This is a genomic window from Phocoenobacter atlanticus subsp. cyclopteri, assembly GCF_018343795.1.
Lineage (GTDB): Bacteria > Pseudomonadota > Gammaproteobacteria > Enterobacterales > Pasteurellaceae > Phocoenobacter > Phocoenobacter atlanticus.
Window position 1 is genome coordinate 1,992,144 of record NZ_CP074346.1, and the last position, 23,879, is coordinate 2,016,022.

21 protein-coding genes and 1 pseudogene are annotated in these 23,879 nt (G+C 34.4%); 16 read left to right on the forward strand and 6 right to left on the reverse strand.

Annotation, left to right across the window (positions count from 1 at the left end; all coding sequences use genetic code 11):
* Positions 1-6: 6 nt before the first annotated feature.
* Entirely contained in the window at positions 7-1,722 is a 1,716-nt protein-coding gene (locus tag KGI96_RS09590; protein WP_211597821.1) for a ShlB/FhaC/HecB family hemolysin secretion/activation protein, read from the reverse strand.
* A 656-nt stretch (positions 1,723-2,378) separates the two neighbouring features.
* On the opposite strand from KGI96_RS09590, the gene glgB reads away from it, so the two are divergent.
* The 5 genes from glgB (at position 2,379) to KGI96_RS09615 (ending at position 12,038) form a co-directional block, all read left to right on the forward strand.
* Positions 2,379-4,568, forward strand: a complete 2,190-nt coding sequence (gene glgB, locus KGI96_RS09595; protein ID WP_211597844.1) for a 1,4-alpha-glucan branching protein GlgB — start codon at positions 2,379-2,381, stop codon at positions 4,566-4,568.
* A 44-nt stretch (positions 4,569-4,612) separates the two neighbouring features.
* Positions 4,613-6,592, forward strand: coding sequence for a glycogen debranching protein GlgX (glgX, locus tag KGI96_RS09600; RefSeq protein WP_211597820.1), 1,980 nt, complete (start codon positions 4,613-4,615; stop codon positions 6,590-6,592).
* 49 nt (positions 6,593-6,641) lie between these two features.
* Positions 6,642-7,949, forward strand: a complete 1,308-nt coding sequence (gene glgC, locus KGI96_RS09605) for a glucose-1-phosphate adenylyltransferase (RefSeq protein WP_211597819.1) — start codon at positions 6,642-6,644, stop codon at positions 7,947-7,949.
* A 112-nt stretch (positions 7,950-8,061) separates the two neighbouring features.
* Positions 8,062-9,489, forward strand: a complete 1,428-nt coding sequence (gene glgA / locus KGI96_RS09610) for a glycogen synthase GlgA (RefSeq protein ID WP_211597818.1) — start codon at positions 8,062-8,064, stop codon at positions 9,487-9,489.
* A gap of 89 nt (positions 9,490-9,578) precedes the next feature.
* Positions 9,579-12,038 carry a glycogen/starch/alpha-glucan phosphorylase gene (locus tag KGI96_RS09615; protein WP_211597817.1) on the forward strand — a complete coding sequence of 820 codons (2,460 nt, stop codon included), beginning with the start codon at positions 9,579-9,581 and terminating at the stop codon, positions 12,036-12,038.
* Between the two features lie 76 nt (positions 12,039-12,114).
* Here the strand turns inward: KGI96_RS09615 and dnaJ are convergent, their stop codons facing one another.
* Positions 12,115-13,239 carry a molecular chaperone DnaJ gene (dnaJ, locus tag KGI96_RS09620; RefSeq protein WP_211597816.1) on the reverse strand — a complete coding sequence of 375 codons (1,125 nt, stop codon included), beginning with the start codon at positions 13,237-13,239 and terminating at the stop codon, positions 12,115-12,117.
* Positions 13,240-13,367: 128 nt separating this feature from the next.
* Complete coding sequence (gene dnaK, locus KGI96_RS09625; protein ID WP_211597815.1) at positions 13,368-15,278, reverse strand: molecular chaperone DnaK; 1,911 nt, start codon at positions 15,276-15,278, stop codon at positions 13,368-13,370.
* Positions 15,279-15,489: 211 nt separating this feature from the next.
* Here dnaK and mioC point away from each other — a divergent pair, with 211 nt between their 5' ends.
* Complete coding sequence (mioC, locus tag KGI96_RS09630) at positions 15,490-15,927, forward strand: FMN-binding protein MioC (RefSeq protein WP_211597814.1); 438 nt, start codon at positions 15,490-15,492, stop codon at positions 15,925-15,927.
* 36 nt (positions 15,928-15,963) lie between these two features.
* Here mioC and KGI96_RS09635 read toward each other — a convergent pair whose 3' ends face one another.
* Positions 15,964-16,188 (reverse strand): SlyX family protein, encoded by a 225-nt coding sequence (locus KGI96_RS09635; RefSeq protein ID WP_211597813.1) that lies wholly within the window; start codon positions 16,186-16,188, stop codon positions 15,964-15,966.
* Between the two features lie 113 nt (positions 16,189-16,301).
* On the opposite strand from KGI96_RS09635, the gene KGI96_RS09640 reads away from it, so the two are divergent.
* The 5 genes from KGI96_RS09640 to tusB are packed head-to-tail and all read left to right on the forward strand — an operon-like array spanning position 16,302 to position 18,764.
* A complete protein-coding gene (locus KGI96_RS09640; RefSeq protein WP_211597812.1) occupies positions 16,302-17,021 on the forward strand; it encodes an FKBP-type peptidyl-prolyl cis-trans isomerase in 720 nt (239 codons plus the stop codon).
* A 52-nt stretch (positions 17,022-17,073) separates the two neighbouring features.
* Complete coding sequence (locus KGI96_RS09645) at positions 17,074-17,730, forward strand: helix-turn-helix transcriptional regulator (RefSeq protein WP_211597811.1); 657 nt, start codon at positions 17,074-17,076, stop codon at positions 17,728-17,730.
* Positions 17,730-18,110 (forward strand): sulfurtransferase complex subunit TusD, encoded by a 381-nt coding sequence (tusD, locus tag KGI96_RS09650; RefSeq protein ID WP_211597810.1) that lies wholly within the window; start codon positions 17,730-17,732, stop codon positions 18,108-18,110. Before KGI96_RS09645 ends, tusD begins: the two co-directional genes overlap by 1 nt.
* A gap of 1 nt (position 18,111) precedes the next feature.
* The gene (tusC, locus tag KGI96_RS09655; protein WP_211597809.1) at positions 18,112-18,483 is read left to right on the forward strand and encodes a sulfurtransferase complex subunit TusC; all 372 of its coding nucleotides are present in this window, start codon (positions 18,112-18,114) and stop codon (positions 18,481-18,483) included.
* 8 nt (positions 18,484-18,491) lie between these two features.
* Positions 18,492-18,764: a sulfurtransferase complex subunit TusB gene (gene tusB / locus KGI96_RS09660; RefSeq protein ID WP_211597808.1), complete on the forward strand. Its 273-nt coding sequence runs from the start codon at positions 18,492-18,494 to the stop codon at positions 18,762-18,764.
* Between the two features lie 116 nt (positions 18,765-18,880).
* On the opposite strand, the gene rfaD is transcribed toward tusB, so the two are convergent.
* Both rfaD and def read right to left on the reverse strand, forming a co-directional pair.
* Entirely contained in the window at positions 18,881-19,807 is a 927-nt protein-coding gene (gene rfaD, locus KGI96_RS09665) for an ADP-glyceromanno-heptose 6-epimerase (protein ID WP_213156457.1), read from the reverse strand.
* Positions 19,808-19,818: 11 nt separating this feature from the next.
* Complete coding sequence (gene def / locus KGI96_RS09670; RefSeq protein ID WP_211597806.1) at positions 19,819-20,328, reverse strand: peptide deformylase; 510 nt, start codon at positions 20,326-20,328, stop codon at positions 19,819-19,821.
* Between the two features lie 94 nt (positions 20,329-20,422).
* On the opposite strand from def, the pseudogene dprA reads away from it, so the two are divergent.
* The 5 genes and pseudogenes from dprA (at position 20,423) to KGI96_RS09690 (ending at position 23,793) form a co-directional block, all read left to right on the forward strand.
* Positions 20,423-21,546: pseudogene (gene dprA, locus KGI96_RS09675) on the forward strand (DNA-processing protein DprA).
* Between the two features lie 228 nt (positions 21,547-21,774).
* Positions 21,775-21,915, forward strand: coding sequence for a CopG family antitoxin (locus KGI96_RS09680; RefSeq protein ID WP_211597805.1), 141 nt, complete (start codon positions 21,775-21,777; stop codon positions 21,913-21,915).
* 116 nt (positions 21,916-22,031) lie between these two features.
* Complete coding sequence (locus KGI96_RS11345) at positions 22,032-22,250, forward strand: virulence RhuM family protein (protein ID WP_229577162.1); 219 nt, start codon at positions 22,032-22,034, stop codon at positions 22,248-22,250.
* A 22-nt stretch (positions 22,251-22,272) separates the two neighbouring features.
* Positions 22,273-22,749 (forward strand): RhuM family protein, encoded by a 477-nt coding sequence (gene rhuM / locus KGI96_RS09685; RefSeq protein WP_229577163.1) that lies wholly within the window; start codon positions 22,273-22,275, stop codon positions 22,747-22,749.
* A 27-nt stretch (positions 22,750-22,776) separates the two neighbouring features.
* Positions 22,777-23,793 carry a virulence RhuM family protein gene (locus tag KGI96_RS09690; RefSeq protein ID WP_211597804.1) on the forward strand — a complete coding sequence of 339 codons (1,017 nt, stop codon included), beginning with the start codon at positions 22,777-22,779 and terminating at the stop codon, positions 23,791-23,793.
* Positions 23,794-23,879 lie beyond the last annotated feature (86 nt).

Consider the following 23,879-nt stretch of genomic DNA (forward strand, 5'->3'; position numbering starts at 1 on the left):
TGTATGTTAAAAATGAATTGCTCCATTGAAATAGGTCACTCCTGAATTCCCTTTAGGATAATTTTCGGTACTTCTTAATGGTTTGGCATAAGTTACAGATAATGAAACATTTTGGGCTTGCATTTTTAGTCCTAATGCTACTCCTACTAATGTATTATGCTGTTTTGACGCTTTTTGATACACTTGTCCCCAATCTACACCTATAAAAGGTGAAATAATAGACAAGACACTTTTTTGTGGATAAAAAGGTATTGTGAGTGTTTGTGAAATAAACACACCTTTGTCTCCAGAAACTATACCACCTTTGAAACCTCGTACGGTGTATTCATCACCAATAGCAAATTGATTATCGGAGAGTAATCCTAATGAGCTATATTGAGCTCCAGCTCTAAATTGATAACTTAAAGGACGTATCATAGTGAAAGGCTTGTGCCAATTAACACTACCTGAAATAACTCGCATCGTTTTTGGTTGATTATTTAAATAAGCAGAATGTTGAGAATTAAACCAATTTAACCCGTTGCTAAAATTAAGATCGCTATGTAATTTACCATTCCAAAAAGTTGAAATATGAGACAATCCAACATTAAATTTGCTGTAAAGATTATCTGCGACTAAACGATTAACAACGTAGTTGTTCTTTTTCTTAAATTCTAACTCACCATAAGCCGTTAAAATACTTTCTCTATTACGATTGAGAATGCGAGAGACTTTTATACTCGCTGTTTGAGTTTTTCCTTCACTGCTGTAATTATCATTATTTCCACGTAATTCTTTTTCATATCCTAAATGTGCCAGTTTTAGATCTAAAGTATAAAAACCGAGTGGTTGACTATAATTTATTGCATAGTTTTGCTGACTATTTTCTTTTGAATTTTTATAAAAACGATAATTGGTTGAAAAAGACCAACGATCATTTATACCAATGAGATCACTTACTGATAGGGTTGCTGTCAGTTGATTACGACCATTTGCATTATTTTCTGATCCTGAGTTATTAAACCCAATGGAAAAAGTCGGCATTACAGAACGTTTGGTTTCAATATTAATATTTGATTTAGACATTTCTTGGCTTGCAATAATTTGTAATCGTGTAGATTTGTTGACATTATTGGTTATTTCTACAATTTGGTCAGCATCAAAAATATTAAATGGCTTATTGTTTAAATTAGGTAAAGTGCTTAACATCGCTTTATCTTTAAAGCTTTGTGGGATTTGACCATTTACATAGTAATTATTTACACCCCCCCAATGAATAATAAATTTTAAATGTCCATCTGAGATATTGGTTTCTTTTAATCCAATAGCACTAGTTATATACCCTTGTGAATATAAAACTTCTGTTAATTCTTTTACTAATTCTAAAATTTGTGGCGTTGTTAATTTCTTATTTTCATAATGTTGGATAATAGATTGAAAATTTAGTGAGATAGACTGATTTGCGAGATCAATACTAATTTTATTTATTTCTTGAGCTTGTTCCTCTTTATTAACTAAACTTTTTGTTACTTTTAGCTTTTTTGGGGGATTGGTAAATAAAAATTGTTCTGCTTTTTTTATTTGCAGTTCACTGTTATTTATTTTTTCTTGATTTTTTATTCTTTGTTGCTCTTCTATAAGTATATTTTTGCTATTTGCTATTACATTTGAGCAGTAGAGTATGAAATAGAGAGAAAGAATGGTTAGATGTATTTTTTTGTAATTATTAACAGCATTTTCCATTTAAAATTCCTGATGTACTTATTGAGAATAGTAATCAATTATAGTATAAAAACAGGATATGTATATAAAAAAGAAAGAGTAAAATAACTGGTCTAATGAGTTTGTGGTTTCAGGATAAAATTATACGTAATTAGAACAAAATAGACGCTAAAACCTAATGTAAATCAATGAATTACATTAATTAACGTAGAGGCGAATTAGTAAGCGTTAGTTTGTGTATATTCGCTCGCTATTCGATATAAAAATCCTCACAACATATTATTAGGTATAAATATAGCGGGTAGATCAAATCGAAAATTAACAAATTTAACACCTTGCGTAGATACCTTGTGCCTACAATATGTTTATACATTAATTGGTTATGTGAAAAATTGATAAAATATAGCAGTTATATCCAGTTCACAATTTACAATTTTTATGCTTGCTATTTCTTAATAGTATCTAAAAAAATAATAGGTAAAAGGTTACGTTTCTCCTGTTTATAATTTAAACTTTTTTAGATATTCTATTTATGAAAAGATCAGGGAAAAAATATTTTTGATGGAGATCACAAGTTACAATGAAACCAATTGCTTTTTAACTGTAACTCTGTATATTTTTGTTAATACCAACCAAATATTTCAATATACAAAAAACAAAAATAGGCAGAATTTATGATAACAGAATTAGTATCCCAAGCAGAAATTAATGCTTTTTTTAATGGGCAGTGTTCTGTCCCTTTCTCTGTTTTAGGTATGCACGAAACAGATAATGGCATAGAAATTCGAGTATTGTTACCTGATGCCACACGAGTATTAGTGATTGAGCGAGAAAATCAGCAAATTTTATTTGAATTATCACCGCTTGATGAAAGGGGGTTCTTTGCTGGCGTAACACCAAATACCCATAGTTTTTATGATTATCAGTTACAAGTATTTTGGGGTAATGAATCTCAAATTATTGAAGATCCTTATCGCTTTCATCCTATGGTAGATGAATTGGATAATTGGTTACTTTCAGAAGGTTCACATCACAGACCTTATGAAATTTTAGGTGCTCATTTTACGGAGTGCGATGGCGTTTCTGGTGTTGTTTTCCGTTTATGGGCACCAAATGCTAAACGAGTTTCTGTGGTGGGGGATTTTAATTATTGGGATGGGCGTCGTCATCCAATGCAAAAACATTTTTCAAGTGGTATTTGGGAACTGTTTTTACCAAAAGTATCCCTTGGACAATATTATAAATTTGAACTGATTGATTGTAATGATCAATTACGTTTAAAAGCTGATCCTTATGCATTTAGCTCCCAACTTCGTCCTGATACGGCATCACAAGTGAGTATGTTACCTGAAATAGTAGAAATGACAGCACAGCGTCGTAAAGCAAATCAATCAGATCAACCGATTTCTATCTATGAAGTACATTTAGGTTCGTGGCGTCGTAATGTCGAAAATAATTATTGGCTTAATTATGATCAGCTTGCTGATGAGCTAATTCCTTACGTAAAAGAAATGGGCTTTACTCATATTGAGTTTTTACCCCTTTCTGAGTTTCCTTTTGATGGTTCTTGGGGCTATCAACCTATTGGATTATATTCTCCAACCAGTCGCTTTGGTTCACCAGAAAGTTTTAAACGTTTAATTGATAAAGCCCATGAAGCAGGATTAAATGTCATTTTAGATTGGGTGCCTGGACATTTCCCAAGTGATACTCACGGCTTAGTCGCTTTTGATGGCACGGCATTATACGAACACGCTGATCCAAAAGAAGGCTATCATCAAGATTGGAATACCCTTATTTATAATTATGGTCGTAATGAAGTGCGTAATTTCTTGGTCAGTAATGCGTTATATTGGTTGGAACGCTTTGGCTTAGATGGAATTCGTGTTGATGCGGTGGCGTCGATGGTTTATCGTGATTATAGCCGTAAAGAAGGGGAGTGGATCCCAAATCAATATGGTGGGCGTGAAAACCTAGAAGCGATTGAATTTTTAAAACAAACGAATTATTTAATCAATAAAGAGATGAACGGAGCGGTGTCTTTTGCCGAAGAATCTACTTCTTTTACTGGTGTAACACATCCTTTAGAAAATGGTGGACTTGGTTTTAATTTTAAATGGAATATGGGATGGATGAATGACACTTTATCCTATATGCAAAAAGATCCGATTTATCGTCAGCATCATCATAATCAAATGACTTTTGGAATGATGTATCAATATAGTGAAAACTTTGTGTTACCGATTTCACACGATGAAGTGGTTCACGGTAAATCCTCTTTATTGGGTAAAATGCCGGGTGATACGTGGCAGAAATTTGCGAATTTACGTGCTTATTATGGTTATATGTGGGGGCATCCAGGAAAAAAATTACTCTTTATGGGCAATGAATTTGCACAAGGGCGTGAGTGGGATTATCAAGAAAGTTTAGATTGGTTCTTATTAGATGAAAATCACGGTGGTGGTTGGCATAAAGGGGTACAAGATTTTGTAAAAGATCTTAACCATACCTATCAACGAAATGCCCCATTATTTGAATTAGATTGTGATCCTAATGGGTTTGAATGGTTAGTTGCAGATGATCATCAAAATTCTGTTTTTGCCTTTGAACGCCGTACTCAAAGTGGCGAGCGTATTATTGTCATCAGTAATTTTACCCCAGTACCACATTATGAATATCGTATTGGTGTGAATGAAATGGGCACATATACGGAGATTTTAAACTCTGATGCACAGGTTTATATGGGATCAAATATGGGTAATTTAGGGAAAGTTGAAGCACAGAATATTGCTTCTCATTCAAAATCTCAGTCGATTAGTGTGATTATTCCTCCATTAGCAACAATATATTTGAAATTAAGTAAGTAATATAGTTGAGAGCAAGGCTCTCTATTAATTAATAAGTTAAAAGAATGAAAAAGATAACACTAGGAAAGCCTTATCCTTTGGGCTGTACCTCTCGTTATAAAAAAGGATTTAAAGGGTTTAATTTTGCTATTTTTTCATCAAAGGCAATAGCGGTGGAGTTGTGTCTTTTTGATGAAAAAAATCGGCAAGAAATTCGTTTACCTATGTATAAAACAGATGATATTTGGCATATTTGGTTATCAAAAGTGAACTATGGTATGAAATATGGTTATCGTATGTATGGCGATGGCTTAAATCCAAATAAATTGATTCTTGATCCTTATGCAAAAGAAGTTGTTGGAAAGCCAGATCTGAGTAATGCAGAAAAACGATCGTGGTTTTTATTAAATGATCCAAGAGATAACGCTCACCTTGCCCAGAAAGCGGTCATTTTTGAAGATAAATTTGTATGGCAAGACGATCAATCACCCAATATTGCTTGGGCAGATACCATTATTTATGAAGCAAATGTAAAAGGCTTAACTCAATTACGAGATGATTTACCAGAGGAGATTCGAGGCACTTATGCTGGGGTGAGTCATCCTAAAATGATTGCTTATTTAAAAGAGTTAGGTATTACAACCTTAGAATTATTGCCTGTTAATTATCATTTAGATGAGCAGCATTTACAAGAAAAAGGCTTGCATAATTATTGGGGATATAATCCTTTGGCAATGTTTGCGGTTGAGCCTAAATATTGGTCAGGACGAAAAGGGACATCGCCACTTTCTGAATTTAAAGAAATGGTTAAGGCGTTACACAAAGCAGGAATTGAAGTGGTGCTTGATGTGGTGTTTAACCACAGTGCGGAATCAGAAAAAGATTTTCCAACTTTTTGTCAGCGTGGTATTGATGATGAAACCTATTATTGGCGAAATGATAAAGGGGAATATATCAATGCAACAGGCTGTGGAAATATGCTGAATGTATCTTCTGATATTGGACGTCGTTGGGTTATTGATTGTTTGCGATACTGGGTAGAAGACTGTCACGTCGATGGTTTTCGTTTTGATTTAGCCCCAACCTTAGGGCGAGAAACACCAAAATTTAATCCCAAAGCGAAATTATTCCAAGAGATAGCAGAAATACCAAGTTTACAAAAATGCAAATTTATTGCCGAACCTTGGGATATTGGAGAAGGGGGCTATCAAGTAGGTAATTTCCCTGTTTATTTTTCTGAATGGAATGATCATTTCCGTGATGATATGTGTCGTTTTTGGCTACAAAAAAGCGGCAGATTAGATATGTTTGCTCAACGTTTTGCTGGTTCAAGTGATATTTATCGACGAGAGGGATATTTACCTCATAATTCTATTAATTTTATTACTGCTCACGACGGCTTTACACTCAGAGATTTAGTGAGTTATAACCATAAGCATAATGTAGAAAATGGCGAGAATAATCGTGATGGACGTGATGAAAATTACAGTAACAATCAGGGTTTTGAAGGATCAGAGAATGCGTCTTCAACCGTAGAAGCAATGCGTTTTGTTCATAGTTGTGCATTATTAACGAGTTTGTTATTAGCCAATGGTACGCCAATGCTTTTAGCAGGAGATGAATTTGGTAATTCTCAGTATGGCAATAATAATGCCTATTGTCAGGATAATAAGATAGCGTGGTTGAAGTGGGATTCTTTTCAAGAAACACTTTTTGAATTAACAAAACAAGTAATAGCAATACGTAAACAGTTACCAAGTGCATTAAAAGATCGTTGGTGGAAAATGAATGAGGTTAAGTGGTTCAACATTGCAGGTCATTTGATGGAGATGGAAGATTGGCATAATATAGAAACAAAGGCATTTCAAATTCAGCTAGATGACCAATGGTTGTTTGTTGTGAATGGAAAAGCGGGATTACAGCAATTTCAGCTACCAAAAGGTTCGTGGCAAGCGGTCGTTTTTGAATCAAAATTTACATTAAATCAAAAAATTTTCGATGTAGAAGATGTTTCATTTTCTATTCTAAAGAAAGCATTTCATTAACAAATCAATTAAATTCAATAGTGAATTTAATGAAAATTAAGGAGTGACTATGAGTAGTGTAACAAAATCCCCAAATAAATATGAAGTGGTAAAAGACACACTAGTACTTATTTTGGCAGGTGGGCGAGGTTCTCGTCTTCACGAATTAACAGATAAACGAGCAAAACCAGCACTTTATTTTGGAGGTAACCGCCGTATTATTGATTTTGCATTATCTAATTGTATTAACTCGGGATTAAACCGTATTGGTGTAGTGACTCAATATGCGGCTCATTCCTTATTACGTCATTTGCAACGTGGTTGGTCATTTTTACCACAAGAAAAAGGTGAATTTGTCGATATGTTACCCGCTCGTCAACAAATTGATAATTCAACTTGGTATCGTGGTACAGCTGATGCAGTCTATCAAAATATGGCAATTTTACGTAATCATTATTGTCCAAAATATGTATTAATTTTGGCTGGGGATCATATTTATAAACAAGATTATAGTCAAATGTTACTTGATCATATTTCAAGTGGTGCAAAATGTACGGTTGGTTGTATTGAGGTTGAGCGTAAAATTGCATCTGAATTTGGCGTGATGGCGGTTGATGAAAATTTAAAAGTAAAATCTTTTGTAGAAAAACCAGAAAACCCACCAGCAATGATTGGCAGACCTGATATTTCATTAGCATCAATGGGAATTTATGTGTTTGATGCCGACTATTTATATGAAGTATTAGAACAAGAGGTTGAAACGCCTTACACTTCTCACGATTTTGGTAAAGATATTCTGCCTCGTACTTTAAAAGAAGGAGTATTGTACGCTCATCCGTTTAGCCGTTCTTGTATGGGACGTAATACTGAAGGTGAAATTTATTGGCTTGATGTGGGTACATTAGATAGTTTCTGGCAATCAAATATTGATTTAGTTTCTGAAAACCCACAGCTGGATATTTATGATCAACGCTGGCCAATTCGTGGTAATCCAATTCAGACCTATCCATCTAAGTTTTTTTATAAGAAATCAGATAGTAAACCTGTAGATAATTCATTAATTGCTGGTGGTTGTGTGATTACTGATGCAGGTATTAGTAATTCTGTATTATTTGACCATATTACTGTAGATGAAGGTTCAATGGTTGAGTACTGTGTTGTTCTGCCAGAAGTCACTATTGGTAAGAACTGTACATTAAGAAATTGTATTATTGATCGTAATGTAAATATTCCTGATGGTACAGAAATAGGATTAGATTTAGAGTCGGATCGTCAGCGTTTTAGGGTGAGTAGTACAGATAAGGTAGTATTAGTCACTAAACCTATGATTGAAAAGTTACTAGGTAAAGAAGTGATTCATGAAGAACACTTAGATTAAAGTAAATGTGACTATTTATTGTAATAGTTAATTTTGTAGAGGCAGGATAGGATATTATCTGCCTCTACAATACTAATTTTTATTAGTATTGTATATTGAAAAGGATAATTAAATGAGAGTTTTACATGTTTGTTCGGAATTATATCCACTGTTAAAAACCGGTGGGTTAGCCGATGTTCTTGGAGCATTGCCCTTTGCACAAAAAAAAATTGGCATTGATGCAAGAGTAGTATTGCCAGCCTATCCTACAATTATTGCAGGTATAACAAACACTGTTATTGTTAATGAATTTGATAATTTTGCAGGGCATATCATATTACGTTACGGTGAGTATAATGGTATTGGTGTTTATTTGATTGATGCACCCCATTTATATGCTCGTGAAGGCAATCCTTATTATGATGAAAATCACAATGATTATCTTGATAACTACAAACGTTTTGCATTACTAGGCTGGGTAGGGGCAGAGTTAACAACAGGTTTAGACAGCTGGTGGCAAGCTGAGGTGGTACACGCTCATGATTGGCACGCAGGTTTAACCAGTGCTTATTTAGCTAATAAAGGTCGCCCTGCAAAATCCATTTTTACTATTCATAATCTGGCTTATCAAGGTAATTTTTCTGCAGATCATTTATATGAAATTGGATTACCAAGTGAAATGTTTAATATCAATGGATTAGAGTTATATGGGCAAATTTCTTATTTAAAATCAGGACTCTATTATTCTGATAAAGTAACAGCAGTGAGCCCAACTTATGCAAAAGAGATTACAACATCAGAATTTGGCTATGGATTAGAAGGTTTGCTTGCAACATTAGAGCAACAAGGTAAATTATTTGGTATTTTAAATGGTGTAGATGAAAATATTTGGCATCCAAATAATGACCCATACATAAAAGATCATTATAAACTTAAATTTATGACCAAGAAGCGTAAGAATAAAGAAAAGCTACAATCTTATTTTAATTTACCACAGCAAGCTGATGCATTGTTATTTGTGATGGTTACACGTTTAACTGAGCAAAAAGGGGTAGATTTAGTTGTTGATAGTGCCGAAGAAATTGTAAAGCAAGGTGGACAACTCGTCATTCTAGGTTCGGGATCATCACATTTAGAGCAAGCTATTGATGAACTAGCTACTCAATATCCAGAGAATATTGCAGTAAGAATAGGTTATGATGAAGCATTGTCACATTTGATTATTGCGGGTGGTGATGTGATTTTAGTACCAAGTCGTTTTGAACCTTGTGGGTTAACTCAATTATATGGTTTAAAATATGGTACTTTGCCATTAGTTCGCTCGACGGGTGGATTGGCGGATACTGTAGTGAATAGTACATCAGAAAATATAAAAGCACGTATAGCAACAGGTTTTGTTTTTGATGAAGCTAGCTCAGAAGCATTAAGTCAAGCAATTTGTAATGCGTTCACATTATGGCAAAAACAACGTTTATGGTTTAGTGTTAGAACTGTAGCAATGGAGCAAGATTTTGGCTGGAAAATATCTGCTAAACATTACCAAAAATTATATCAATCTTAGTAAAAAGATAAAAAACGTTTTATTTTTAGTACAAATAAGGATATTATTTGCCCTTATTTTTATATTAGTATTTGGAGTGAAAGCAAATTATGACAAAAGATATTCAGTTTCCTTTTTTATATGATCATTTAAAAGATAACTCAGAAACGTTAAAAAATATGATCGTTTATAAGTTAATTTTTCTAATCGGACGCTCGCCTGAAGAGGCAAGTCAAAGAGATTGGTTAAATGCAACGTTGTATGCAGTACGAGATTTAGTCACAGAAGGATGGATTTCTACTGCACATCAAGCAAGAAGTGAAGAGACGAGAAGGGTTTATTATCTTTCTATGGAATTTTTAATGGGGCGTACATTATCTAATACGTTAATTGCAGAAGGAATGTATGAACTTACAAGAGATGCTCTTGCAAAACTTAATGTTGATTTAGAAGATGTATTAGAAAAAGAAGTAGATCCTGGCTTAGGAAATGGTGGGTTAGGTCGTTTGGCCGCCTGTTTTATGGATTCTATAGCTACTCTTGCTATTCCAGCAATGGGTTATGGAATTCGCTATGAGTACGGAATGTTCCAGCAAGCTATTGAAAATGGCTATCAAGTTGAAAAACCAGATGCATGGCTTGAAAAAGGTGCTCCTTGGGAGTTTATTCGTCCATCTAAACGTTTTATTATTCATCTTGGTGGACACGTTTATTGTGAAGGCTCGAAATGTATTTGGAAACACGAAGAAGAATTGACGGCTTTAGCCTATGATCAAATGATCCCTGGTTATCAAAATGACTCAGCAGCAACGCTACGTTTATGGAGTGCAAATGCAGGCGATACCTTTGACTTAAATGATTTCAACAAAGGAGATTATGTTGGAGCTGTTGAAAAACGTTCTTCTATTGAAAATGTTTCTCGTGTGCTTTACCCTAACGACTCAACTTGGGAAGGTAAAAGATTACGTTTACGTCAAGAATATTTCTTAGTTTCTGCATCATTACAAGATATTGTTAAACGTCATAAACGTACTCACGGAACAGTTGAAAATTTAGCAGAAAAAGTTGCTATTCACTTAAATGATACCCATCCAACCTTAGCTATTCCAGAATTGATGCGAATTCTTATCGATCAAGAGGGGTATGAATGGAATAAAGCGTGGGAAATGTGTTGTAAAATATTCTCTTACACTTGTCATACTTTAATGTCCGAAGCCCTAGAAACGTGGCCGGTGGATATGATGGCAAAAGTTCTACCACGCCATTTACATATTATTTTTGAAATTAATGAATATTTCTTAAAATACGTGAAAGCAAATATCACGGAAGATCACGATTTTATTCGCCGCGTTTCTATTATTGAAGAAGGCGATTGTCGAAAAGTACGAATGGGTTGGTTATCCGTTATTGGCTCTCATAAAGTAAACGGTGTAGCAGCCATTCATTCCGAACTGATGGTTAGTTCCACATTTGCTGATTTTGCACGTATTTATCCTGAACGCTTTACCAATGTAACAAATGGTATTACGCCACGTCGTTGGATTGCGGTAGCAAACCCTGATCTTTCTGCATTATTTGATCAATATATTGGTACAGAATGGCGTCGTGATTTAAGCCAATTAGAAAATCTCAAAGCTCATATTCAAGATCCAGATTTGAAAAAAGCAATTCCTGATATTAAACGTAAAAACAAACAACGTTTAGCAAATTATATCAAACAAGAATTGGGTATTGAAGTAGACACTAACGCATTATTTGATGTTCAAGTAAAACGTATTCACGAGTACAAACGTCAAATTTTAAATGTATTACAAGTCGTTGCTCGTTATAACGAAATGATCGCCAACCCAGAAAAAGATTGGACACCACGCGTGTTTATTTTAGCAGGTAAGGCCGCTTCGGCTTATTATTCAGCGAAGAAAACCATTCATTTAATTAATGATATAGCAAATGTAATCAATAATGATGAACGTTTGAAAGGTCGCTTAAAATTGGTATTTATTCCAAATTATAGCGTCAGTCTTGCTCAAATAATTATTCCTGCAGCTGATATCTCTGAACAAATTTCGTTAGCTGGAACAGAAGCTTCTGGTACAAGTAATATGAAATTTGCATTAAACGGTGCGTTAACCTTAGGAACACTTGATGGTGCAAATGTAGAAATTTTAGAAAATGTTGGTGAAGATAATATTTTTATTTTTGGTCATACCGTTGAGCAAGTCGACACTTTGCGTAAAAATGGTTATCGTCCTTTTGAGATTTATCAATCGAATGAGCAATTACGTACAGTTGTTGATCAAATTTCATCTGGATATTTCTCACCAGAAGAACCCTATCGTTATCAAGATCTTTTAAATAGCTTAAAATCCTATGATTATTATCAATCATTTGCTGATTTTGAAAGCTATGTTGAAGTTCAAAAACAAGTTGATCAAAAGTATAAAAATCAAGATGAGTGGGTGGAAAGTGCATTACAAAATATTGTAAATATGAGTTTCTTCTCATCAGATAGAACTATCACAGAATACGCTGAAAAAATATGGAAAGTGAAACCTCTAAAATTGAAATAGTTTTCAGGCTTTAATCTTAAATAAAAAATCGCACTAGAAGTTATCTTTTAGTGCGATTTTTTATTTGGTTATTTTTTTATTTACCTAGCGTATCAAAAAAACGTTTTACGCCGTCAAAAAAACCGTCGTGTTTTGGGCGATGTTTTTTATGCCCTTTAAGGGTTTCTTCTAATTTTCTAAGTAACTCTTTTTGCTCGTCTGTTAATGAAACAGGAGTTTCAATGGTCACTTTACAAATTAAATCACCTGCATACCCACCACGAGGAGACACTACACCTTTACCACGCACTCGGAATAATTTCCCCGTTTGGGTTTCTGCTGGTATTTTTAATTTTACTCTGCCTTCAAGGGTTGGTACTTCAATTTCACCACCAAGAGCCGCCATTGTAAAGCTAATCGGTACTTCACAATAAAGGTTTGAACCATCACGTTCAAAAATATCGTGTGGTTTAACGTGAATGACAACGTATAAATCGCCCGCTGGTGCACCATTCTCTCCTGCTGCACCTTCACCAGATAAACGTAATTGATTGCCTGTATCCACTCCCGCAGGAATAGAAACTGAAAGGCTTCTTGGTTTATTAACTCGCCCTTCACCATAACAAGATTTACATTTTTTCTCGATTTTCTTACCGCTTCCATTACAGCTTGGGCAGATGACTTCGGATACAAAGAAACTTTGTTGACGGCGAATGCGTCCATTACCGTGACAGTGCGAACAAGTATATACTTTGGAATCTTTCTCAGCACCACTACCGTGACAGTTATCGCATTGCACAAGCGTCTGAATGCGAATATCTTTTTTTACACCTTTAACGGCTTCTTCAAGAGTAATTTCAAGGTTATATTGCAGATCATCGCCACGCACTACGCGTGAACGTCCACGACCACCGCCGCCGAACATTTCGCTGAAAATATCTTCAAAGCCACCAAAACCACCCCCGAATCCACCTGATCCGCCACCAAATCCACCTTGTTCAAAGGCTTGGTGTCCGTACTGATCGTACATTGAGCGTTTTTCTTGATCGCCTAATACTTCATAGGCTTCTTTGATCTCTTTAAATTTTTCTTCTGCTTCTTTACTGCCTTGGTGTTTATCTGGGTGGTGCTTCGCCGCCAAACGTTTATAAGCACGTTTGATTTCTTGCTCGCTCGCCCCTTTGTTTAAACCAAGGATTTCGTAATAATCTTTTTTTGACATTGTTTTGACCTAATCATAAGCGGTTAGATTTTTATAAAAATTTGCAAATTTTATCTAAAATATGACCGCTTGTTTTATACGGTAAAGGGGCGTATTTAATACGCCCCTACAATTTGAATTAAATAAAATTATTTATCTTTTACTTCTTCAAACTCTGCATCAACAACATCGTCGTCTTTTTTCGCAGATGATTGCTCTTGACCTGCACCTTGTTGAGCTGCTTGTGCCTGAGCTTGGGCTGCTTGCATTAAAGGTTCTGCCGCTTTCACTAATGCTTCAACTTTTGCATCAATTTCAGCTTTGTCTTCACCTTTAGCCGCTGTTTCTAACTCTTTTGCAGCTTCTTCAATTTTTTCTTTATCGTCAGCACTGATTGCATCGCCTGCTTCTTCAACCTGTTTACGAGTTGAGTGAACTAAGTGATCTGCTTGGTTACGAGCTTGAACTAACTCTTCAAACTTACGATCTTCTTCCGCATTCGCTTCTGCGTCACGTACCATTTGTTCTACTTCTTCATCACTCAAACCGCTTGATGCTTGAATTTTGATTTGTTGCTCTTTGCCGGTATTTTTATCTTTCGCCGATACGTTGATGATACCGTTTGCGTCAATATCAAAAGTCACTTCAATTTGTGGCATACCACGAGGTGCTGGGTTAATGCCTTCAAGGTTGAATTGACCTAATGATTTATTTGCTGACGCTTGTTTACGTTCGCCTTGTAACACGTGGATAGTTACCGCACTTTGGTTGTCTTCCGCTGTTGAGAATACTTGTGATTTCTTAGTAGGAATCGTGGTGTTTTTCTCAATTAAGGTTGTCATCACGCCACCCATTGTTTCAATACCTAATGATAATGGGGTTACGTCTAATAATAATACGTCTGTTACATCGCCCGCTAATACACCACCTTGAACTGCAGCACCGATTGCCACTGCTTCATCAGGGTTTACATCTTTACGAGGTGCTTTACCGAAGAACTCTTCTACTTTTTTCTGTACAAGAGGCATACGAGTTTGTCCACCCACAAGGATGACATCGTTGATTTCAGACACGCTTAAACCTGCGTCTTTTAATGCGATTTTGATTGGCTCTAATGATTTCGCCACTAAATCTTCTACTAATGATTCTAATTTCGCACGAGAAATGGTAATCACTAAGTGTTTAGGACCTGTTGCGTCCGCTGTAATATAAGGTAAGTTTACTTCCGTTGATTGTGCAGAAGAAAGCTCGATTTTCGCTTTTTCAGCGGCTTCTTTCACACGTTGCATTGCCATTGGATCGTTGCGTAAATCAATGTTTTGATCTTTTTTGAACTCATCAACTAAGTAATTGATCACACGGTTATCAAAGTCTTCACCACCTAAGTGAGTATCCCCGTTTGTCGCACGCACTTCAAAAGTTTGCTCGCCATCGAAGTTATCCATCTCGATGATTGATAAGTCAAATGTACCACCACCTAAGTCATAAACTGCCACGATTTGGTTTTCTTTTTTGCTGTCTAAACCGTAAGCTAATGCTGCCGCTGTTGGTTCGTTGATGATACGTTTTACTTCTAAACCAGCGATACGACCTGCGTCTTTGGTTGCTTGACGCTGTGCATCGTTAAAGTATGCAGGCACAGTGATAACTGCTTCTGTTACTTTTTCACCTAAAAAGTCTTCTGCTGTTTTTTTCATTTTTTTCAATATTTCAGCAGAAATTTGAGGTGGAGCTAATTTATCATCATTAACAGAAACCCACGCATCGCCATTATCAGCTTTAACAATGCTGAATGGCATAATACCAATATCACGTTGAACTTCATTGTCTTCAAAACGACGACCGATTAAACGTTTGATTGCAAATACGGTATTTTTTGGGTTTGTGATAGCTTGACGTTTTGCAGGTTGTCCAACTAAAGTTTCTTTATCTGTATAAGCGATAATTGAAGGGGTTGTTCTTGCCCCTTCCACATTTTCAATTACACGAGGTTTATCACCGTCCATTACCGCTACACAAGAGTTAGTTGTTCCTAAGTCAATACCAATAATTTTTCCCATTTTTATTCTCCAATAAGATTTTAAATTTTTAAATGTTACAAAAAAGAGTGAGGGTTTGATTCCTCATCCTGACGTTCTATTAAATAGGGGTTAATTTTTGAGGATCAAGGGTAAAAATGAAAAAAATTTTAGATTTATTGTAATTTTATATAGGGTGTATGGATATTTTCTTATAAAATGATTGAAATTACTTAAATATAAGGATCCAACAATGTCAATTTGTATTATTACAGGAAGTACGTTAGGTGGAGCAGAATATGTTGCTGACCACATTGAACAAGTACTCATTACTAAAGGATTAAATGTTGAATTATTTAATAATGCAACATTAGATGATATAAAGGATAAACAGTCTTTATTGGTTGTGACATCTACTCACGGTGCAGGAGATTTACCTGAAAATATTCAGCCATTATTTGAAGAATTAGCACAATCAACGTTAAATTTAACGGGAATGAAATTTGGTGTGATTGGTTTAGGAAGCTCTGATTATGATACTTTTTGCTATGCCGTCGATACTGTTGAACAAATTTTGCAACAAAAAGGGGCAAAACAACTTTGCAATTCGTTAAAAATTGATGTTGTAGAAAACTTTGATCACGATGAAACGGCAGAAGCGTGGTTGCCCAACTTTATTGATAAACTATAATTTATATACGGAACTTCCACTCTACTATTTTGTCTTCTAATAATGCGGTGGAGGAGTTTCTTCTGCTAATGAGGCTATATTACTTGGTTGTGAATTTGTCAATTTTTCTGCAAGATGACGAACCTGTATTTGAAGTTTATCTAAGATAAACTGCTGTTGAATAATAGCTTGATTTAAATCTTCTATTGCCAGTTCTTGAAAAGCAATTTTTGTTTCAAGTTCTGCAATATAAGTTAATAATTGATGAGGAGTTGTATTCATTTTATAATGACTATTGTTTATTAAAAGGATATACTTTACTCCATCTTTTCTTGTGTTTAAACCCTTTGGCTACATTTATCTTACAAATAGTGCCAAAATTAAAGGAATATATAATGTTAAAAACTAAACTTTCAGCCGTTGCTTTTTCAGTAACATTAATGACAACAACTCTGGTTGCTTCACAATCTGTAATGGCAGAACAAAAAGTAGATACTAAATTTATTAATGACTCTTCTTATGCCATTGGTACATTAATGGGTAAGAAAATTGAACAAATAGTAGAATCTCAAAAAGAAATGCTTGTATACAATCAAGATGAGATTTTAGCAGGTGTAAAAGACACCTTGAAAAAAACAAGTAAGTTAAAAGAAAAAGAGTTAGAAGCCCATTTAGATGCGTTAGATAAGTATCTTTCTGAAAAACATACTAAAATGACGCTTGAAGCGGGTAAAAAATTCCGTGAAGATTATGCTAAAAAAGACGGTGTAAAAACGACTAAATCAGGTTTAATGTATAAAATTGAGCAACAAGGTAAAGGAAAATCACCAAAAATAGAAGATACTGTTAAAGTACATTACGAAGGAACCCTTACTGATGGTACTGTTTTTGATAGTTCATACAAACGTGGCGAAGCAATTGAGTTTCAATTAAGCCAACTTATTCCTGCGTGGAAAGAAGCAATCCCTATGCTTAAAAAAGGTGGAAAAATGGAACTTGTGGTACCTGCTGAATTAGGTTACGGCGCTAATCAAGTGGGTAATATTCCAGCAAATTCAACCTTGATTTTTAAAATTGAATTGTTAGATTTCCAACCAACGAAAACAAAAAAATAAGAAACATACTTGAGAATACAAGTGGCTAAAATACTAGCCACTTATTTATATTATGACGATAGATTCACAACCATTTACCCTTGAAGATTATGCCATTATAGAATCTTATATTCCCGTTGTTGATGGGTTAGCCTCGTTACTTGGTGAATATTGTGAGATTGTTTTACATTCTCTTGAAAGCCTTGAACATTCCGCGATTTATATCGCAAATGGGCATAATACTGATCGTAAAATAGGCTCTCCTATTACAAATCGAGCATTGCAGTCGCTACATCAAATGAGTAATCAAGAAAATGCTCAACCTTACTTTACCAAAGCAAAAGGTAATGTATTGATGAAATCAAATACCATTGCTATTCGTAATAGTAAGCAACGTATTATTGGTTTGCTCTGTATTAATTTAAATTTAGATGTACCACTTTCGCAGTTCTTTAATAGCTTCATTTTGCCAACTGAAGAACCTGAAGTTGAAGAAACCTTTGCCAGCTCAGTTGAAGACTTAGTTGCACAGACTATTGAAAAAACCGTTGATGAAATTTCCGCAGATAATTCTGTTGCAAATAACAATAAAAACCGTCAAATCGTGGTTTCTCTTTTTGAAAAAGGAATTTTTGATATTAAAGATGCGATCAATCAAGTGGCTGAACGCTTAAATATTTCACGCCACACCGTTTATCTTTATATTCGTCAGATTAAACAGGAACAGTAATGCGTTATGTCGTTGCAGTTAAATCACCCGTTTATGGTTCTCAAGGCAGTGCTTTAGCTTATCAATTTATCAAAACATTATTAGAAAATAATTACTCTATTTCTCAAGTTTTTTTCTTTCAAGAGGGTATTAGTAATGCAAATAAATTGGTTAACCCTGCCACAGACGAGATCAATTTGGTAGAAAAATGGCAATATTTAGCAACATCATACCGCTTATCACTCCATTTATGTATCGCTGCCGCACAACGCAGAGGGGTGGTAGATGAAACGACTACCCCACTTCATACTCAAACTAACCTTGCTGAGGGCTTTGTTTTAGCGGGATTAGGGGAGTTTTCTCAAGCGGTATTAACAGCGGATCGTTTGGTGACGTTTTAAAATGAAAAAATATAAAATTGCTTTTCTTTTTACTCAACCCCCCTTTGGTTCAAGCGTAAGCAGAGAAGGACTCGATGCCCTGCTCGCCGCAAGTACCTTTTGTGAAGAAGAGAAAATCTTAATTTGCTTTCTTAATGATGGGGTGTTTAATCTTATTGCAAATCAAAAGCCACAGTTAATTTTACAAAAAGATCATATTTCTACTTTCAAACTGATTGAATTATATGAACTTTCACACTGTTTTATTTGTGAAAACTCCCTTGAACAGAGAGCTTTAAACAAGGTTGATTTTGTCATTTCCAATTATCAAATAGTTCCTCAGAAAACACTATTTACGCTTTTAAAACAAGCAGAAAAAATACTCACTTTTTAGGATGAATTATGCTCTATACTCTTTCTAAAGCACAATATGATACCAGTGAACTTGAAAATATACTTATCAATGTTACTGAACAAGATGCTGTTTTACTTTGGCAAGATGGCGTTCTACAAGCGGTACGATCATCACAACTTTTTGCAAAAATTACGCATTTATTTGTATTAGATCAAGATGTTGTTGCACGAGGATTAACTTTGTCATCTCATTTTAAACGAGTTAGTTTACAAGAAGTTATCGCTATTACGGATAAATATTATCCACAAATAGCATTATAGCTATTTTAACTCATCAAAAAGCATTTAATAAAAGCAACAAGCGGTAAGATATTTGAAAAAATTTGCAAAAAGTTTCAAGTATCTTACCGCTTGGGTATTTCTATAAATAGTAAAAATTATTTATTCAACCATTCCATATAAGCTTTAACCCCTTCAGCAACAGTTTTAAACGGTTTATCGTAACCTGCGTTGCGTAAAGCGGTAATATCCGCTTGGGTATAAGCTTGATAGCGAGATTTCAAATGTTCAGGGAATGGGATTGTTTCAATTTCACCTTTTTGATGGAAATTGATAACAGCATTTGCCACTTCTTGGAATGACTCTGCATTGCCTGTTCCTAAGTTATAAATCCCTGAAATATTGTTTTGCCACGCCCAGATATTGACATCTGCCACATCTTCCACATACACAAAATCACGTAAAAAGGTTTCACTGCCCGCGAATAATTTTGGATTTTCGCCTTTTTGAATTTGGGTATTTAAGTGGAATGCCACACTTGCCATTGAGCCTTTGTGTTGCTCACGTGGTCCATACACATTGAAATATTTAAACCCACACACTGGCGAGGTCGCTTCTGGTAATAATTTGCGAACATACTCATCAAATAAAAATTTTGAGTAGCCATACACATTTAATGGTGATTCAAATTCACGTTTTTCGATAAAGTTATCGGTACGACCACCATAGGTTGCAGCACTTGAGGCGTAGAAAAATGGAATTTCACGATCTAAGCAATAATGTAATAACTCTTTGGAATATTCGTAGTTATTATGCATTATATATTTACCATCCCATTCCGTTGTGGCAGAGCAAGCCCCTTCGTGGAAAATTGCATCAATGTGATCAAATTCATCACCAGCTACAATAGAGGCAATAAAATCTTCACGATCGCAATAATCGGCAATATCTAAATCAACAAGATTGATAAATTTTTCGCCTTTTTTAAGGTTATCTACTACTAAAATGTCTTTACGACCTATTTTGTTCAATGCTTTAATGATATTACTACCAATAAATCCAGCACCACCTGTTACTATAATCATTCTTTATTCCTTTATTGACGAGCAAGTTGTTTTTTAAGTTTTTGCATTTTTTGTTTAATGCGTTGGCGTTTTAAAGGGGAAAGGTAATCCACAAATAAAACCCCATTTAAATGGTCAATTTCGTGTTGAATACAGATAGCAAGTAAATCATCTGCTTCTAAAATAAATTCCTCACCATTACGATTTAAGGCTTTTACTGTGACTTTTTCTTTACGAGGAACAAAACCTCTAAAACCAGGAATAGAAAGGCACCCCTCTTCAATACCCGTTTCACCACTACTTTCAATAATTTCAGGGTTTACTAATACGATTTTGTTAGTTTTATCCCCTTCAATATCCATTGTGATCACACGTTTTAATACATTGACTTGAGGGGCAGCTAAACCGATACCTTCATCTTCATACATTGTATCAAACATATCATCGATAAATTGTTGTAATTCATCATTAAATTCTGTTACAGGTTCGCATACTTTTGTCAGGGTTTCATCGGGGTAAAGTACGACATCTAATTTTGCCATTTTTGGGATCTCTATCGAAAAATTAATATAAAAAGTTCTTCATTCTAACGTTTTTTGATTATAAATAAAAGCCATTACAACAAAGGATGAAAGAATGAATAAAATAGAACAATTATTAAAATTAATCCAAATTCCACAACTTGGCGCTCAACGTATTGGGCGATTATTAAATGAAGTCAATTTCAATGAATTTTGTGATTATGATAAGACACAATTGCGTCAAATAGGTTGGAATGAAAAACAAATTCAGCGCTGGTTTCATCCTGATAGAAAAAAATAGAGGAGGTTTTAGCGTGGCAAGAAGATGACAATAATCATCTGCTAACATTATTTGATGAAGCTTATCCCTTTTTATTACGCCAAATTAGTACTGCTCCACCCTTGCTCTTTTTTAAAGGTGATCAAGCGGTGCTTTCCTCACCACAAATTGCCATTGTGGGCAGTCGAGATTATTCCCATTATGGCGAATATTGGGCAAAGCATTTTTCATCGGAATTAGTAAAAAATAATATCGTGGTCACCAGTGGCTTAGCGATTGGTATTGACGGTTTTTGTCATCAGCAAGTGGTAAAAGAAAAAGGTAAAACCATCGCAGTATTAGGCAGTGGTTTAAATAAAACCTACCCAGCTCGCCATAAAAAACTATCTGAACAGATTTTAGAAAATGGCGGAGTATTAGTTTCTGAGTTTTTTCCTAATCAGCCACCGCTAGCTGAAAATTTTCCACGTCGTAACCGAATTATCAGTGGTTTATCATTAGGTACATTAGTGGTTGAAGCCACTATTAAAAGCGGATCATTAATTACCGCACGCTATGCCTTAGAACAAGGGCGAGAAGTATTTGCTGTTCCAAATTCCGTACAAGATCCTTATGCACAAGGTTGCCATCAGTTGATCAAAGAAGGAGCATTATTGGTGGATTGTGTAGAAGATATATTAAATGCAATCGAACGACAATTTCAGCCTACCACAAAACCTGTAATTCAAAATACACTATTTGAAAATTCAAAAGTAGAAAATCTTGCAAAAAATGATCCAAATCTTACCGCTTGCCAACAACAAATTTTATCAAAACTAAGTCTTGAGCCGATTAGTGCTGACGATTTAGCGGAGGCTTGCGAGATGAGTATTGAAACTTTGTTGATTGAGCTTTTAACTTTGGAATTAGAGGGTATTGTTAAGCAGGTTTCAGGGGGATATGTGAGAGATAAGCGGTAGGATTTTGATAAAAATTTGCAATATTTCAAATACTAAGTATCGATTAAAGTGTAATTTTAATATTAAATTGAAAACTAAATCTTATTAACATAGTATATTTTATGAAAAATTTAAGGTTTGAAGATTTTAAGAGTTAGAATCTAAACGACTGATTAAGGAGATACAAGATGGGAAAACTAAATAAAGATGAACAAGAATTAGTAGATTCAATGGTTAATGCTATTTCAAATGGAAAAACAAACAGTACAAATTTCATTAAGCTTGAAAAAGTCATCACTTAATAAGATCAAAAAATATGCAAAAGAAATGAATGTGCCTTATCAAACTTTTTTGCGTACTTATATTGATAAAATAGCCCTTTCTCTTTAGTTAAAATTTATGGTTGCCCTGAGGTAAGTGGCGGGACTTTGATAAGAATCTTAGATTTACTGAATTTTGTAACGGTATGATATGATTAATTCTTAAAATAGCAATGGAGTAGTATCGTGAAAGAGCAAGATAATTTTATTATTTATAATACCGAAGATGGTAAAGTTAATGTGGCTTTATATGCAAAAGATGGAGATATTTGGTTAAGCCAAAATCAGCTTGCAGAACTTTTTTCCACCTCTAAACAAAATATTGGGCAACATATAAATAATATATTATTAGACAATGAGTTAGATAAAAAATCAGTAGTAAAGAATTACTTTACTACTGTTTGATAAAACAGATAAAGCGACACAAATGTTTTTTGCAGACACACAAAATAAGCTATTGTTTGCTGTAACGAAAAAAACAGCAGCTGAGCTTATTGTTGAACGAGCTGATGCAACTAAACCTAATATGGCACTCACAACTTGGAAAGGCAGTATTGTACGTAAACAAGATATTTTTATTGCTAAAAACTATTTAACTGAGGATGAAATAGATTCACTTAATCGTTTAGTTGTTATCTTTTTAGAAATGGCAGAATTAAGAGTTAAAAGTCATAAAGATATTACAATACAATTTTGGCAAGATAATGTTGATAAAATTTTGTTGTTCAATGATCGTCCATTATTATCAGGAAAAGGTTCTATATCCCATAAAAATATGGAAATTCGTATTCGACAAGTTTATGCAGATTTTGATAATCGTCGTAAACAATATGAAGCACAACTAGCCGATCAAGATGATTTAAAAATCATTGAAAATGCTATTAAAAAAGTGAAAAATCGTTAATTAAGGGCTAAAAAATTAGGAATAAAAATGACAACAACAGTAGCAAATAATTTCAATAACTTTCTACTTTACACGGCACCAAATGGTACAGTAAAAGTAGATGTTATTTTACAAGATGAAACCGTATGGCTAACACAAAAAGCAATGGCAAATTTATTTAACGTTGATGTTCGTACTATCAATCATCACTTAAATAATATTTATAAATCCAGTGAGTTAGATGAAAAAGCAACTATCCAATATTTTCGGATAGTTCAAAAAGAGGGTAATCGCCAAGTAACCAGAGATATTGCTCATTATAACCTAGACGCCATTATCTCAGTTGGTTATCGTGTAAATAGTGTGGAAGCAACTCAATTTCGTATTTGGGCAACAAAAACCCTTAAAGAATACTTACTTAAAGGTTTTGTAATCGATGATGCTCGCCTAAAACAAGGCGAGCAATTTGGTAAAGATTATTTTCGTGAATTATTGGAACGAGTACGTTCAATTCGAGCCAGTGAACGCCGTATTTATCAACAAATTACCGATATTTTTGCGGAATGTTGTATTGATTATAATCCTAAATCGACCACAACAAGACATTTTTATGCCACTGTACAAAATAAATTCCACTATGCGATTCACGGACAAACCGCCGCTGAATTGATTTATAAGAAAGCAGATGCCAATAAAGAGTTTATGGGCTTACAAACGTGGAAAAATGCCCCAACAGGACGAATTTTAAAATCAGACAGCGTGATTGCTAAAAACTATTTATCCCCTAATGAAATCAAACGTTTAGAACGTACCATTTCTGCATTTTTTGATTATATAGAACGCATTATTGAAACTCGTAATACCTTTACAATGAAAGCTTTTGCAGAAAGTGTAAATAAATTTCTAGATTTTAATGAATATAAAATTCTAGCTGATAATGGTAAGGTATCAACGGAACAGGCAAGGGAGAAAGCCTTTACTGAGTACGATAAATTTAATAAAATGCAACGCATAGTTTCTGATTTTGATCGATTGTTAGAAAGCGTACAAAAAAAGAAAAAATAAACCAAGCGGTCACATTTTTATAAAAATTTACAAAAAATTAAATTTGAAAATAAAAGCCTATCAATTAAACAAATATTTGTCCTTGA

Excerpts from the sequence above, each read along its gene's own strand:
- def (WP_211597806.1), bottom strand. The coding sequence starts at position 20,328 with ATGGCAAAATTAGATGTCGTACTTTACCCCGATGAAACCCTGACAAAA.
- mioC (WP_211597814.1), top strand. The coding sequence starts at position 15,490 with ATGTCAATTTGTATTATTACAGGAAGTACGTTAGGTGGAGCAGAATAT.
- KGI96_RS09640 (WP_211597812.1), top strand. The coding sequence starts at position 16,302 with ATGTTAAAAACTAAACTTTCAGCCGTTGCTTTTTCAGTAACATTAATG.
- KGI96_RS09615 (WP_211597817.1), top strand. The coding sequence starts at position 9,579 with ATGACAAAAGATATTCAGTTTCCTTTTTTATATGATCATTTAAAAGAT.
- tusB (WP_211597808.1), top strand. The coding sequence starts at position 18,492 with ATGCTCTATACTCTTTCTAAAGCACAATATGATACCAGTGAACTTGAA.
- KGI96_RS09645 (WP_211597811.1), top strand. The coding sequence starts at position 17,074 with ATGACGATAGATTCACAACCATTTACCCTTGAAGATTATGCCATTATA.
- KGI96_RS09680 (WP_211597805.1), top strand. The coding sequence starts at position 21,775 with ATGGAAAAACAAACAGTACAAATTTCATTAAGCTTGAAAAAGTCATCA.
- rfaD (WP_213156457.1), bottom strand. The coding sequence starts at position 19,807 with ATGATTATAGTAACAGGTGGTGCTGGATTTATTGGTAGTAATATCATT.
- KGI96_RS09690 (WP_211597804.1), top strand. The coding sequence starts at position 22,777 with ATGACAACAACAGTAGCAAATAATTTCAATAACTTTCTACTTTACACG.
- rhuM (WP_229577163.1), top strand. The coding sequence starts at position 22,273 with ATGTTTTTTGCAGACACACAAAATAAGCTATTGTTTGCTGTAACGAAA.
- glgC (WP_211597819.1), top strand. The coding sequence starts at position 6,642 with ATGAGTAGTGTAACAAAATCCCCAAATAAATATGAAGTGGTAAAAGAC.
- dnaJ (WP_211597816.1), bottom strand. The coding sequence starts at position 13,239 with ATGTCAAAAAAAGATTATTACGAAATCCTTGGTTTAAACAAAGGGGCG.
- KGI96_RS09590 (WP_211597821.1), bottom strand. The coding sequence starts at position 1,722 with ATGGAAAATGCTGTTAATAATTACAAAAAAATACATCTAACCATTCTT.
- glgX (WP_211597820.1), top strand. The coding sequence starts at position 4,613 with ATGAAAAAGATAACACTAGGAAAGCCTTATCCTTTGGGCTGTACCTCT.
- KGI96_RS09635 (WP_211597813.1), bottom strand. The coding sequence starts at position 16,188 with ATGAATACAACTCCTCATCAATTATTAACTTATATTGCAGAACTTGAA.
- tusC (WP_211597809.1), top strand. The coding sequence starts at position 18,112 with ATGAAAAAATATAAAATTGCTTTTCTTTTTACTCAACCCCCCTTTGGT.
- tusD (WP_211597810.1), top strand. The coding sequence starts at position 17,730 with ATGCGTTATGTCGTTGCAGTTAAATCACCCGTTTATGGTTCTCAAGGC.
- glgA (WP_211597818.1), top strand. The coding sequence starts at position 8,062 with ATGAGAGTTTTACATGTTTGTTCGGAATTATATCCACTGTTAAAAACC.
- dnaK (WP_211597815.1), bottom strand. The coding sequence starts at position 15,278 with ATGGGAAAAATTATTGGTATTGACTTAGGAACAACTAACTCTTGTGTA.